13 protein-coding genes are annotated in these 12,266 nt (G+C 62.1%); 8 read left to right on the top strand and 5 right to left on the bottom strand.

What is annotated here, in order from left to right; genetic code table 11:
• Positions 1-125: 125 nt before the first annotated feature.
• Entirely contained in the window at positions 126-524 is a 399-nt protein-coding gene (locus NKH90_RS13470) for an NADH:ubiquinone oxidoreductase subunit NDUFA12 (RefSeq protein WP_023674818.1), read from the bottom strand.
• A gap of 255 nt (positions 525-779) precedes the next feature.
• Between NKH90_RS13470 and NKH90_RS13465 the strand changes: the two genes are divergently transcribed.
• The 5 genes from NKH90_RS13465 to NKH90_RS13445 all read left to right on the top strand — a co-directional run bounded on the left by NKH90_RS13465 (position 780) and on the right by NKH90_RS13445 (position 5,795).
• Positions 780-1,940, top strand: a complete 1,161-nt coding sequence (locus tag NKH90_RS13465; RefSeq protein WP_352766720.1) for a helix-turn-helix transcriptional regulator — start codon at positions 780-782, stop codon at positions 1,938-1,940.
• Between the two features lie 207 nt (positions 1,941-2,147).
• Positions 2,148-3,548: an ArnT family glycosyltransferase gene (locus NKH90_RS13460; protein ID WP_352819736.1), complete on the top strand. Its 1,401-nt coding sequence runs from the start codon at positions 2,148-2,150 to the stop codon at positions 3,546-3,548.
• A 94-nt stretch (positions 3,549-3,642) separates the two neighbouring features.
• Entirely contained in the window at positions 3,643-3,942 is a 300-nt protein-coding gene (locus NKH90_RS13455; RefSeq protein ID WP_352472757.1) for a hypothetical protein, read from the top strand.
• 148 nt (positions 3,943-4,090) lie between these two features.
• On the top strand, positions 4,091-5,302 hold the full coding sequence (locus tag NKH90_RS13450; protein ID WP_352684853.1) for a hypothetical protein: 1,212 nt from the start codon (positions 4,091-4,093) through the stop codon (positions 5,300-5,302).
• A 151-nt stretch (positions 5,303-5,453) separates the two neighbouring features.
• Positions 5,454-5,795 (top strand): hypothetical protein, encoded by a 342-nt coding sequence (locus NKH90_RS13445; protein WP_352501642.1) that lies wholly within the window; start codon positions 5,454-5,456, stop codon positions 5,793-5,795.
• Positions 5,796-5,811: 16 nt separating this feature from the next.
• On the opposite strand, the gene NKH90_RS13440 is transcribed toward NKH90_RS13445, so the two are convergent.
• From NKH90_RS13440 to NKH90_RS13425, 4 genes are all read right to left on the bottom strand, one after another.
• Positions 5,812-6,300, bottom strand: a complete 489-nt coding sequence (locus tag NKH90_RS13440; protein WP_352593824.1) for a GNAT family N-acetyltransferase — start codon at positions 6,298-6,300, stop codon at positions 5,812-5,814.
• 1 nt (position 6,301) lies between these two features.
• Positions 6,302-7,801, bottom strand: a complete 1,500-nt coding sequence (gene gatB, locus NKH90_RS13435; protein WP_352819733.1) for an Asp-tRNA(Asn)/Glu-tRNA(Gln) amidotransferase subunit GatB — start codon at positions 7,799-7,801, stop codon at positions 6,302-6,304.
• Between the two features lie 189 nt (positions 7,802-7,990).
• A complete protein-coding gene (locus NKH90_RS13430) occupies positions 7,991-8,422 on the bottom strand; it encodes a CBS domain-containing protein (protein ID WP_023674810.1) in 432 nt (143 codons plus the stop codon).
• Between the two features lie 100 nt (positions 8,423-8,522).
• On the bottom strand, positions 8,523-9,290 hold the full coding sequence (locus tag NKH90_RS13425; RefSeq protein ID WP_352614202.1) for a rhomboid family intramembrane serine protease: 768 nt from the start codon (positions 9,288-9,290) through the stop codon (positions 8,523-8,525).
• 393 nt (positions 9,291-9,683) lie between these two features.
• Here NKH90_RS13425 and NKH90_RS13420 point away from each other — a divergent pair, with 393 nt between their 5' ends.
• The 3 genes from NKH90_RS13420 to NKH90_RS13410 all read left to right on the top strand — a co-directional run bounded on the left by NKH90_RS13420 (position 9,684) and on the right by NKH90_RS13410 (position 12,054).
• Complete coding sequence (locus tag NKH90_RS13420) at positions 9,684-10,322, top strand: PAS domain-containing protein (RefSeq protein WP_023674809.1); 639 nt, start codon at positions 9,684-9,686, stop codon at positions 10,320-10,322.
• Between the two features lie 117 nt (positions 10,323-10,439).
• Complete coding sequence (locus NKH90_RS13415) at positions 10,440-11,057, top strand: PilZ domain-containing protein (protein ID WP_352458466.1); 618 nt, start codon at positions 10,440-10,442, stop codon at positions 11,055-11,057.
• Between the two features lie 397 nt (positions 11,058-11,454).
• Positions 11,455-12,054, top strand: coding sequence for a transglutaminase-like cysteine peptidase (locus NKH90_RS13410; RefSeq protein WP_352819766.1), 600 nt, complete (start codon positions 11,455-11,457; stop codon positions 12,052-12,054).
• Positions 12,055-12,266: the final 212 nt, after the last annotated feature.

Genomic DNA, 12,266 nt, shown 5'->3' with positions numbered 1-12,266 from the left:
TCTCTTAACGCCAAGGCTAGTTGCTGCTGTCGGATCAGCAAACAGCTAAACAGCAATTGTGGCGACAAAGGACCGCCCTCGTGGGACCGCCCCCGTGGGGACCGCGCGCGTGTCGCGGCGATCGATCACGAACCAGGCGTCCAGGCGTCGTAGTCGCCCGTCACCTGCGGACGATGCTGGTTGGTCAGCACCGAGCCTTTCGGGCGATAGGCCGCGGGGCTGCCGGTGAGGTTCGGCACATGCGGCTTTTGCCAGTCGCGTGGCTTGTAGTCTTCGCTTGGCGGCGCAACGTCGACACGATGATGGATCCAGCCATGCCAGCCGGGCGGAATCGCCGAGGCTTCCGAATAGTCGCGGTAGATGACCCAGCGACGGGTGCGGCCTTCCGAATCGACGCCGCCCTCATAGTAGACGTTGCCGACCTCGTCCTGCCCGACCTTCTTGCCGTGCCGCCAGGTGTGGAAGCGCGTTCCCAATGTCTGGCTGTTCCACCAGGTGAAAAACTGCAGAAGGAAAGTCTTCATCCAAATCCTCGTGGCAAGTCCTTGAAGCAAGTCCTCGCGGCGGCTGCGGCGCCTGTTCCTGCTTATGGCGTCACGGCATTGCGAAGGCAAGGGTCTTGCCGCAACAGGCGAGCAAATGGCTGACGGGAAAGCGATACGTTCATGCTATTTTCGCGGCCGTCCGAAGCAGATGAAATAGGTTGTTGGCAACCTTACGCAGCGTTATTCTAGCAGTTGAAGCTTCGTTGCCTCAAGGACGGCAAATGAGAGGGGCTCATGTCATCGCTGGCGGGCACGGCCGGTCGCGCATTGCCGCAGGTCGTTGAGGCGATCTACGATTCGATTGCCGACGTCGACCGCTGGCAGGCGACACTCGAGGCCATCTGCAATCTGGCGGAAGGCCAGCTTGCCATGCTCGCCGTCATCGACACGATCAGCAGCTCCGCGCGATTTTCGGTGTCCTGCGGCGATCCCGCAGTTCTTGAGCCGTTGAAGCATGACTACGGCTCGCAAGTGCCGTTCTATGCGGCGGTTCCCAAGATGGAGATCGACGTGCCGTTCACCGTCGATTCGATCTACGCTTTGCAAGGCCCGGATACGCGACAGAGATGGCTCGAAAGCCGCATCGTGCGCGAATGGGTGCAACCCAACCGCCTGGACGATTTCTTCTGGGTGGCGTTGATGAAGCGGCCGACCCGGATCGGCACGTTGATGGTGGTGACCGACAAGGACAGGCGCCAGATTTCCCGCGAGGATCTCGAGCTTGTCTGCCTGTTGGCACCGCATGTGCGGCGCGCGGTGACCATCGGCGACCTGTTCGAGGCCGAGCGGCGCAAGGCCGAAATCTTCCGCTCCATCATCGAAAGCCTCGACCATCCGGTGCTGATCGTGGCCGAAGACATGACCATCATCTTCGCCAACCCGTCAGCCGAAGCGCTGCTCGCCGAAAACATCTCGGTCGCTAGCGTGCGCGGACAGCTTTCCTTCACCTATGCCAACGCCAACGCCGCGATCGGCCGTGCCGTCCAGCTCGGCACGCGCGACGAATTCGCGCTCGGACCTTGCGGCATCAACATTCCCCTGGCCAGGACGGTGGTTCCGGCGGTGGCCCATGTCATGCCGCTGGCGCGGCGTGAAATCTCGGCGCGCATCTCGCAACGCGCCGCCGCAGCGATCTTCATCGCCGCGGCGGGTTCGACACCGACCCCGGCGCTGGACGCCATTGCGGCGCTGTTCGGACTGACCGCGGCAGAAAGGCGAGTCGCCGGTCACGTTGCCGCCGGCCTGACGCGAAAGGAAATCGCCGCGGCCGGCGGCGTCTCGGACGGCACCGTCAAGTCGCAGCTGGCGACGATCTTCGACAAGACCGGTACCGGCGATCAGCGCGAGCTCGAACTGTTGATGCGCGAATTGTCACCGCCGTTGCGCTCCAGTTGATTTGCGCAGTTTCCTCGAACCGGCGGTGGTCCAAATGACTCGGCCGGTAAGTTTCTCAAACCTTTGACACCATCGTCCGCAAAATCTGGGAAACGAAACCGGCATCGTTGCAATTCGGCCAAAATCATGGTGCGGTCGTTCGCGGTCCAGAAACGCGGCACTATGCTCGGCTGGAATGAAAATGGTTTCTGGCGCGGATCTCGATCTTTGACACCGACATCTACCGAGCGACTGCTCCCCTACCTCTTTCTGCTTGGGCTGATCGTAATCGCGGTCGCTTTCCGGCCACTGCTGCCCGTCGACGAAACGCGATATCTCAGCGTCACCTGGGAAATGTATCTGAGCGGACAGATCTTCGTCCCGACGATGAATTTCGCGCCCTATCTGCAGAAGCCGCCACTGCTGTTTTGGCTTATCGACCTTGTCTGGAACATTTTCGGCGCCAGCCGGCCGGCGGCGATGCTGGTCATCTTCGCCGCCTCCTCGCTCGTCATCTGGCTGACGACGGCGTTGGCAAAGACCCTGTTTCCGGGCCGCGACGACATCGCGCGGCGCATCCCCTGGCTGGTTGCCGGAAGCAGCGTGTTCGTCATCTATTCGACGCTGATCCTGTTCGACCTGTTGCTGACGGTCTTTGTGCTCGCCGCGCTGTTGTCGTTGATTGCCTTTGCCCGCAGCGGCAACCGCTGGCAGGCCGTTCTGGCCGGGCTGTTCATCGGCATGGGCGTGCTGACGAAAGGCCCAGTGGTGCTGATCCATATCGGCGCGCCCATCCTGTTCTACCCGTTCTGGCGCGACCGGCGGGCGGGACTGACGACACCGAACTTCCTCGCTGGAGTGGGCCTGGCCCTGCTCACCGCACTAATTCCGGTGGCGATCTGGCTGGTGCCGGCGACCATCCTGACAAAAGGCAATTTCGTTTATGATCTCGTCTGGAACCAGTCGGCGGGGCGCGTCACCGGCAATTTGCGCAATTCGCATGGCCGGCCGTTCTATTTCTATCTGCTGCTGCTGCCCGTCATGTTCATACCGTGGATCTTCATACCCGAGGTGTGGCGGTTGAAGCTGCGCACGCGGATACGCGGCCTGATCGACGCGAAGTCGCCGGATCTGCGCGCCTTGCGCCTGCTGTCATTCTCGTTCGCTGCCGTGTTTCTGGTGTTCAGCGCGATATCCGGCAAGCAGCCTCATTATGTCGTGCCGATGTTGCCGTTCGTGGTCATCCTGTTCGGCTATTTCATGGCGGAGATCCCGCTCGCCAGGCTGAAGAGCTCGGCCATCGTCATGCTTGTCATTTTCGGCATTGGCCACGCGGTGGCATCGGCAACCGCGTTCAAACGCTTTGATCTGACGCCGCTCGCCAACTTCATCTACGAGCGAAAGGATGCGGACTGGGCCGTGGCTTTCGACTATCAGGGCGAAGTCGGCTTCCTGGCCCGGTTGCAAAAGCCGTTCGAAAGCACCGACAAACCGGAAGAATGGCTTGGCTCGCATCCCAGCGGCTATGTCATCGACAAGGTTTCCAAGGATCCCGGCACTGCAGGGCAAATCGCGTTCCGGCTTCGCGTCGAACGCGGCTATCTCGTCGTGCTGAAGGGACAGCATTGACGATCGTCACCGGTATGCGAGTTCGTCCCCCGCGCGGGAGATGAAGGCGTTGCTGCTTCGTGGTTCCATCGCTCGATAGAACCGGGAGGTATTCATGCGCAAGCTCATCTCGACGACGCTTTTTGCCGTATCGCTCGCTGTGGCCGGCCTTGCCGCCGATCCGGCATGGAGCTTCAAATGTCAGTCCGGAACGATTGGGCAAGGCAGTTGCTCCTGCTCCGGGACCGCCGACTGCACCGATATGCGGCATTCCAAAATGTGCAAGGGCGACCTGAACTGCGGTTCGGGCAAATGCTCCTGCACGGCCGCATTGGTAGTCGACCCCGGCCCGAAAACCCCCAAGCCCAAGGTCGTCGCGCCGATGGCGACAACCAAAGGCGTCGTGAAGCAGTAGATATCCAATCCGAAAGGACGGCGGCTCGACGTCGCTGGGCCGGCCCGATGTTTTCGCGGTTCGTCCCCCATGCGGGCGATGAACCGCTGTCGAAGAAATGGTGTTGTCTAGCCGGAGGGTGGTTTCCAACCGAAAGAGCGAGGATACCATGTTGAAAACCTGCACGATGCTGTTCTTCTGCCTGATGGCGGCCGCCGCGGCCGCCCAGCCGCCGCCGTCGGGGCCGCCGGTTCCCAGTGCGGCACTTGCCCCATGCAACGCCACACAATCGAACAGGCCCTGCAAAGCCGAACTCGGCGTGTTCCTGATCACCAACACCGTCCGCAACTTGGCGCAAGCCAAGGTCGACGCCACCAACGCACAGCTGGCCGCCCAGGGACGATCATCACGCGCATCGATCGAATCGCTGAAGCAATGGCGGCCGTCGCGCTTTGCGACGCAGATGCTGAACCAGCCGAACAGCTGGTTTGTCAAAGTTCCTTACATCCTGACCATCAAAGTCTCGATCCCGGTGACCTCCGACCGCCACATCGGCATTCCCATAGACGTCAACGTCTTCTGCAGCGGCTGGCAGACCGATTCCAGCCAGGTCATCATCCGCTCGCAACCCGGCCCGGCGAGCTTCGAGGGCGGCAACATCCTCGAAGACGTTTTCAACGTCGGCAACTACATCGACGCTCAGGTTCGCAGCTCGTTTTCGGCACCTCTGCCGGTGACGACGCCGGTTCCAAATTCGAAATGCTCGGCAATAGACGGCTCCGACGCCGGCACGCAGGCCACCGGCGATGATCTCATCTTCTGGACGGTGCCGCGGCGCAACCTGGTGGTGACGGACGCCATAGCCAAGCCGACGGTTGAAGTGACCTTCGACAGCCTCACACGCCTGCCAGCCCGCGACTTCCACAACAATGTCGTCTATGCGGAATCCGAGGCCATAAACCTCAACGTCTATGCCAATGAGGATGGCCGTCAGAAGGCGCTGACGATGCGCGAAGGCGACGTGGCTGCGCTGAACGTTCCCGCAGTACGGCTGGACGCGCGAAAATACGATTCGCTGGTCGTCATCGGCAATGTCGACCAGCCGCCGAACGACCCCAGAGACAGCGCCTTCGCAGTAGCGGCCAAGACTGCGGGATTCGGTGCCGGTTCCAAGATCATGCAGATCCCGAAGTGGTATTCGAGGCCGCCGGACCAGTTCAATCCCAAGCCTACATGGATCAGAGTTCCCGGCTATGAGCTGCACTATACGGTACGCTATCTCAACAGCGGCGGGCTGGCCGTCGATGGTGGAACCAGTACGGTCCGGCCTCCAAAAGTCGCCGTTCCGATAGAGACGCTCATCAAGCCGAAAACGCCCTGACGCGGCCGCTCGCGGATGACGGCGGCGGTTCAGACCGCTACCGCCTTCCCCCGCGCGGCAGATGCGGCAGCACCGGCATCATGGCCTGATCTTGCCGGAACAAACGCGCCGCTGCGCCACGAGCGAGCGGCGCCATCGATGGAGACAAACGATGCAGCACCTTCCCCTCACCATGCCCGCCGTCAGGATCATTGCGGCAATCTCGCTGCTTGCCTTCCCGAACTTCCTGCCGCCGGTCACGAGCCCGGCGAACGCGCTGCCGGTCAGCCAATCCTGCCGGATCACCACCTATTACAAGACTGCGGCAAAGGCGACGGAGGTTGGCGTGCGCTCGACGTGCCAGGGCGTCAAAAAATGGGGTGTCACCTCGAAATATTACGAGGTGGAAAAAATCGAAGCCGCCACGCCCCCGCACACGTCGGGCGGCGGCGGCAGCCTGCCGTGCGAGTTTCTCGCTGCCGGCTGCTCCAACCTGCCTGAGAAACGCAACTGAGCGCCAGGCAAACGAGCTAGCCGATCGCCTTCTCCAAAACCAGCGCCGGCAATCCCGAGGCGCCGCCGCAGTCGGCCGTGTTGCCGGCGGGCAAGAACCCCCTCGAGCGGTAGAAGGCGACAGCCGGAGCACTTGCTTCCTCGACCTCGACACGCAGCGTCCGGGCCTCCGGAAAGCTGGCCTCGATCTCGTCCAGCAGCGCCTGGCCGATGCCTTGCCTCTGCCAGGCCGGATGCACGTAAAGCTGGTTCAGCATGACGATCCTGGCATCCGTGGTAGCGGCGGCGAAAGCCATGCCGCCGATGTTTTTGCCGTCGTCGGCGACCAGGAACTCCGAGTTCGGCCGCGTCAGCCGTGCCTTGAGCGCGGCGATAGAATGCCATTCATCGGTGATTTCGGTGACCCGCGGCCCGCCGTAGATGGCATCATAGGTGGCATGCCATGTCTCGACCAGCAATGCGCGCACCGCCGCAAGATCGCGCTCGCCGGCGGTGCGGACGAACATCCTACTCGATCCCGAGCCTGGCCTTGACCAGCTCGTTGACCGCCTGCGGGTTGGCCTTGCCGCCGGTCGCCTTCATCACCTGGCCGACGAACCAGCCGGCCATGGTCGGCTTGGCGCGCGCCTGTTCGACCTTGTCCGGGTTGGCCGCGATCACCTCGTCGACCGCCTTTTCGATGGCGCCGGTATCGGTGACCTGCTTCATGCCGCGGCTTTCGACCAGCTGACGCGGATCGCCGCCCTCGTTCCAGACGATCTCGAACAGATCCTTGGCGATCTTGCCGGAGATGGTGCCTTCCTTGATCAGATCGATGACCGCGCCGAGCTGATCGGGCGAAACCGGAGCATTTTCAATACTCTTGCCGGCTCTGTTCAACGCACCCAGCAAATCGTTGATGACCCAGTTGGCGGCAAGCTTGCCATCGCGACCAGCGGCCACCTTCTCGAAATAGTCGGCGACCGCCTTTTCCGATACCAGGATCGAGGCGTCGTAGGTCGACAGGCCGAGCGAGGTGATCAGCCGCGCCTTTTTCGCGTCGGGAAGTTCCGGCAGGTCCTTTGCCAACTCGTCGATATAGGCCTGGTCGAATTCCAGCGGCAGAAGGTCGGGATCGGGGAAATAGCGGTAGTCGTGCGCTTCTTCCTTGGAACGCATCGAGCGCGTTTCGCCCTTGTTGGGGTCGAACAGCCGCGTTTCCTGGTCGATCTTGCCGCCGTCCTCCAGGATGGCGATCTGGCGGCGCGCCTCGTAGTCGATGGCCTGGCCGATGAAACGGATGGAGTTGACGTTCTTGATCTCGCAGCGCGTACCGAATTCGCCGCCGGGCCGGCGCACCGAGACGTTGACGTCGGCGCGCAGGGAGCCTTCGTCCATATTGCCGTCGCACGTGCCGAGGTAGCGCACGATGGTGCGCAGCTTGGTGACATAGGCCTTGGCTTCATCGGCGGAGCGCATATCCGGCTTGGAGACGATCTCCATCAGCGCCACGCCGGAGCGGTTGAGATCGACATAGGACATCGTCGCATGCTGGTCGTGCATCGACTTGCCGGCGTCCTGCTCCAGGTGCAGGCGCTCGATGCCGACCTCGATGTCCTCGAATTCGCCCTGCCGGTCCGGGCCGACCGAGACGATCACCTTCCCCTCACCGACGATCGGCTGCTTGAACTGCGAGATCTGGTAGCCCTGCGGCAGGTCGGGATAGAAATAGTTTTTCCTGTCGAAGACCGATTTGTAGTTGATCTCGGCCTTCAGGCCCAACCCGGTGCGGATCGCCTGCTTGACGCATTCCTCGTTGATGACCGGCAGCATGCCGGGCATCGCCGCGTCGACCAGGCTGACATTGGCGTTGGGCGCGGCGCCGAAAATGGTCGAGGCGCCGGAAAACAGCTTTGCCTGCGAGGTCACCTGCGCGTGGACCTCGAGGCCGATGATGATCTCCCAGTCGCCGGTGGCGCCGGGAACCAGGCGCTTGGCGTCGGGCGTGCGGGTGTCGATAATGCTCATAAGGGCCTGCATACTGAAATTGCGGATATGCGAGAACGCATATTTTGCTGTGCAACTTCGCTAGTGCAAACCGCCAAAAGAGACAAGCGCAAAGCCGCAAGCGCCGACGCGGCACAGGCCCGCACCTGCCGCGACGAACTGCGATAGCAGCTTGAAAAATCGACCTGCCGGCAACCCGGCCGCCGTCACCTATGCCGTGGCGATATAGGCCCTGATCTCCTCGGCCTCGCGCTCGACATCCTCGATGCGCCGCTTGACCACGTCGCCGATCGACACGATGCCGTCGAGCAGCCCGTTCTTTTCCACCGGCAGATGGCGGAAGCGGCCCTTGGTCATGATCTCCATGACCTCGTTGACGGTGTGGTTCTCATTGCAGATCTTCACCTTGGGCGTCATCGCCGAGCGGACGGCAAGGTCGAGCGCCGCCGCCCCCTCTTTGGCGAGAACCCGCACCACATCGCGCTCGGAAAGAATGCCGACGATCTTGTGATCGCCGTTGGTGATGACCAGCGCGCCGATCCTGTGTTCGGAAAGCATGCGGATGGCTTCGCTGAGCTTTTCGTTCGGCCCGAGCGTCACCACGTCGTGGCCTTTTGCCTCGAGAATTGCCTTAACAGTCATGGCGTCCTCCTCTGCATTTCCTGCCGGCTCCTGCCCTGGCCGGCTTGCCCTGGGATGAACATGGTGCGCCGCGAACGGTTGCATTTCAAGTGCGGCCGTCTCAGGTCTCCGGCTCGTCCGCCTGCCGGGGCACCTGCTCTCGCCGATCAAAAAACCGCAGGCCGAAAAAGCCGGCAAGAAAGCCGCCAATATGGGCTTCCCAGGCGATCTGGCCGTCAATGCCAGGCGCCAGGCCGAAGAGGCCGGTCGCGAGGTTGATCACCATCCACATGGCGAGAAAGGTGACGACGCCGCGCGAGCGCAGCACCGCCGCCATCGGCAAAGGCTGGCCGGCGAAGGCGGCCTTGCCCGACGATCGGTCGATGCGGAAGCCGTAGCGTGCCGCCGCGCCCATCATGCCGGAAATCGCGCCGGAGGCGCCGACCAGCGGCGCCTCGCCAAGCGGGTGCATGGCCCAGAACAGCGCCACCGCCGCCAGTCCGGTCGCGGCGAAGAACAGGCTGAAGCGCAGCGCGCCGAAGCGGTTGGCCAACGGTGAGCCGAAGGCCGCGAGCCACACCATGTTGATGGCAAGATGGGCAAAGCCGCCATGCAGGAAGGCATAGGTAAAGGGGCTCGAAAACGCGAAGAAATCCAGATCGAAGCGGCCCGAATAGCGGATGGGGACAAAGGCAGCCCGGACAAGCAGTTCGAAATCCTGGTCGTCGGTCAGCCAATAGACCCGGATCAGATGGACCGCGACGCAGATGCCGATCACCGCCAGCACCACGGGCGGCAGGTTGAACACCGGTTCGCGGCGCTCCGGTTCGCGGGCGACAGGCCCGCTCTCGCCCTGCTCGATCTCCGGTGGGCTTTCTGGGTCGCTCATATGGCTTGCACTCAGTCGCTGGATTGGACTTGGCGAGCATGTAGATCACGGCCAACCGAATCACAAACGGCGAATCAGCAGCCCCGAATCAAAAAAAGAAGCCGTCCAAGGTTTCCCTTGAACGGCTGGTCGAGCCCCCTTGCTCCCCCTGAACTCTTGACTGAAGTGCTGCCGATCGTCGCAAAACGACCGCTTCTGGAGTGGTTTTGGTGTGCCACGGGCCTGGCCGGCGCGCAACGTAAACCAGTTGTTAACCTTAACCGCCCCGACCCGTGAACAAGTATTAACGATGCTGGCACGCATCCTGCTCCGCAACGCATGTAGGTCTTCGGAGGGCGCCCTTCTGTTCACCGATGGGACATCAGAAGACAGAATGCGCGGAGCAGCATTAGCATGAACCAGACCGGATCGATCACGCTGTTCCATTATTGGAACCGGTTGCGTGACGGACGCCCTGCCCCGAAGCGCTCGGAAGTCGAACCCGCCGACATCAAGTCGCTGCTGGCCGACACGTTCATCCTGGAAAAGGACACGCGCGGCGAAGCGGTGTTCCGGCTCGCCGGCACCAGGCTCTGCGCGGTCTATGGCCGCGAACTCAAGGGGTTTTCATTCCCTTCGCTGTGGCGCGAGAAGGACCAGCGGCTGATCTCGAAGCTGACCGATGGCGTCTTCGACCTGAAATCGGTGGTGCTCATCACCTATGAAGGTTTCAGCCGCAGCGGCCGTTCCAACAGGTTCGAGCTGCTCGCGCTGCCGCTCGACGGCGGTGTCGAGAGCCCGCGCTGCCTCGGTGTTATAAGCGCCGTCGAAAAGCCCTTCTGGCTGGGCGCCGACCCGGTTCTCGACGCGTTGATCGATTCGATCCGCGTCGTCGATCCCGACAAGGAGCCGATGTTCCCGGGGAACCGTCCGGCGATCGAGGTTCCCTCGCTCGCCCCATCGGAATTCGACCCGCCCGAGACGATTTCGGCGCTCGGCCAAGCCCGCCGCATCCGTCACCTGGTCGTCTTCGACGGCGGACGCGAGGAATGATGCCCAAAGCTTAAAGCAACAGCGCCGGGCTTTCCCCTTTGTTAACCTGCTTTGTTGTAGTTTTCCGCTGAAATTCCCCGCATCCATGCGCGGAATGCCGAACGGGGTATGGCAGTGATGAGGTCAGCGGCGGTCGACCATGCGCCGTCCCAAGCTGAAAGGCGTAACTTTCAGCGCGTCCGCGTGAAAATTTACGGACGTTTCATGCTCGAAGACCGCACCGAACATCCCTGCCAGGTGGTCGACATGTCGCCCGGCAACGTCGCGCTGCGCACCGAGCGCGCCGGCCTGGCTGGCGAAAAGGTCATTGCCTATATCGATCACATCGGCCGCATCGAAGGCGTCATCACTCGCACTTTGCAGGATGGCTTTGCGATGACCGTCATCGCATCGGAGCGCAAGAGGGACAAGCTCGCCGCGCAACTGACCTGGCTTGCCAACAAGCACGAGCTCGACCTGCCGGAAGACCGCCGCCATGAACGCGTGGCGCCGCGCAATCCGACGAGCGTGCTGCAGCTTGCCGACGGGCGCCAGTACCAGTGCCGCATCATCGACCTGTCGCTGTCTGGCGCGGCGATCGAGATCGACGTCAAGCCGGCCATCGGCGTCCAGGTGACGCTGGGCACCATGCGCGGCCAGATAGTGCGGCATTTCGAAGATGGCGTCGCCATCGAGTTCGCCGTCATCCAGCGGCCGGAAACGCTCGATACCGAATTCAGCTCGTCGCGCGGCTGACGCGGAAGCGTCAGCACTATAGGGAAGAGAGAGGCTGGCGATCCTTCGCGCCCCCCTCTGTCTTGCCCTCTTTGCCACCACTTGGCATCTCCCCCGCGAGGGGGGAGATCGGCTTTCAAAACGGCTTTCACCAATCTCAAGCGTCGCAGGAATGAGCGGGACGCCGGAACTGCCAATCTCCCCGCTTGTGGGGGAGATGTCCGGCAGGACAGAGGGGGGCGCTGTCCCGCTGTCGCGGATGCACCCAAAGGGCACCCTAACAATTCTATATTCAATTGCGTCAAATTTTATGTTTATTCTATTGGCGTTTTACTTAATGTCTACTTCGCGCTTTTGCGTCAAATAAATCCAGCCGTGTCATTGTCTCCTCAAACGGGGAGACTGAATAATGAACAGGATGAGGGGCAAGCTGTTGCTGGCGGCAATAGCGATGCAGCTTTTCGGTTGGGGGACTGTAAACGCGGCGGAGCCGGCCTTCATGCACACCGGCGGCCGCACCACGCAGCCGGTCGGACACTACGAAATGTGCCAGCAGCTTCCGCAGGAATGCAATCAGAGGACGCCTGGCCGGGCACCCGTCGAGCTGACCCGCAAGCTGTGGGCAACGATCGTCAAGGTCAACAATTCGGTCAACAGCAAGGTCGCGCCGCGCACCGACATGGAAATGTGGGGCAAGGAGGAAGTCTGGTCCTTTCCCAATAGCGGCTTCGGCGACTGCGAGGACTATGCGCTGGAAAAGCGCCGCGAACTGATGAGCATCGGCGTGCCGGCCGGCGATCTGCTGATGACGGTGGTGCGCCAGCGCAATGGTGACGGCCATGCGGTGCTGACCGTGCGCACCAGCCTTGGGGAGTTCATCCTCGACAATCTCCAGCCCAAGGTGCTGTCCTGGACTAATACCGGCTACACCTACCTGAAGCGCCAGTCCGAGCGGAATTCCGGCGCCTGGGTGACGATCAACGACGGCCGCTCCGACGCGGTCGCCAGCGTCCGCTGAGGACGCCAAGGCATGTCGCCCAAAAGTGCGTAGCGGTTTTGGGATAACGACATGCATAAAACAGAGGTTAAGTGCGTCGCATGACTTCGCGCTTTAGGAGAAACCCGGTCGAGTCCCCACCCTCCCCGTCCCCAACGACCGGGTTTAAGGAGCCGGCCCCGTCCCCGGGCCGGCTCCACCATTTCCAAGCAAGCGGTTGGCGCTAATTGCAA

This window comes from Mesorhizobium sp. M0898, from assembly GCF_040319695.1.
Classification (GTDB): Bacteria; Pseudomonadota; Alphaproteobacteria; order Rhizobiales; family Rhizobiaceae; genus Mesorhizobium.
The sequence above is the reverse complement of the archived record's forward strand: the minus strand, read 5'-3'. Positions and strand labels throughout refer to the sequence as shown.

Bases quoted from the DNA above. Each gene is read 5' to 3' on its own strand.
- NKH90_RS13470 (WP_023674818.1), bottom strand. From the start codon at position 524: ATGAAGACTTTCCTTCTGCAGTTTTTCACCTGGTGGAACAGCCAGACA.
- NKH90_RS13465 (WP_352766720.1), top strand. From the start codon at position 780: ATGTCATCGCTGGCGGGCACGGCCGGTCGCGCATTGCCGCAGGTCGTT.
- NKH90_RS13455 (WP_352472757.1), top strand. From the start codon at position 3,643: ATGCGCAAGCTCATCTCGACGACGCTTTTTGCCGTATCGCTCGCTGTG.
- NKH90_RS13450 (WP_352684853.1), top strand. From the start codon at position 4,091: ATGTTGAAAACCTGCACGATGCTGTTCTTCTGCCTGATGGCGGCCGCC.
- NKH90_RS13445 (WP_352501642.1), top strand. From the start codon at position 5,454: ATGCAGCACCTTCCCCTCACCATGCCCGCCGTCAGGATCATTGCGGCA.
- NKH90_RS13440 (WP_352593824.1), bottom strand. From the start codon at position 6,300: ATGTTCGTCCGCACCGCCGGCGAGCGCGATCTTGCGGCGGTGCGCGCA.
- gatB (WP_352819733.1), bottom strand. From the start codon at position 7,801: ATGAGCATTATCGACACCCGCACGCCCGACGCCAAGCGCCTGGTTCCC.
- NKH90_RS13430 (WP_023674810.1), bottom strand. From the start codon at position 8,422: ATGACTGTTAAGGCAATTCTCGAGGCAAAAGGCCACGACGTGGTGACG.
- NKH90_RS13425 (WP_352614202.1), bottom strand. From the start codon at position 9,290: ATGAGCGACCCAGAAAGCCCACCGGAGATCGAGCAGGGCGAGAGCGGG.
- NKH90_RS13420 (WP_023674809.1), top strand. From the start codon at position 9,684: ATGAACCAGACCGGATCGATCACGCTGTTCCATTATTGGAACCGGTTG.
- NKH90_RS13415 (WP_352458466.1), top strand. From the start codon at position 10,440: ATGAGGTCAGCGGCGGTCGACCATGCGCCGTCCCAAGCTGAAAGGCGT.
- NKH90_RS13410 (WP_352819766.1), top strand. From the start codon at position 11,455: ATGAGGGGCAAGCTGTTGCTGGCGGCAATAGCGATGCAGCTTTTCGGT.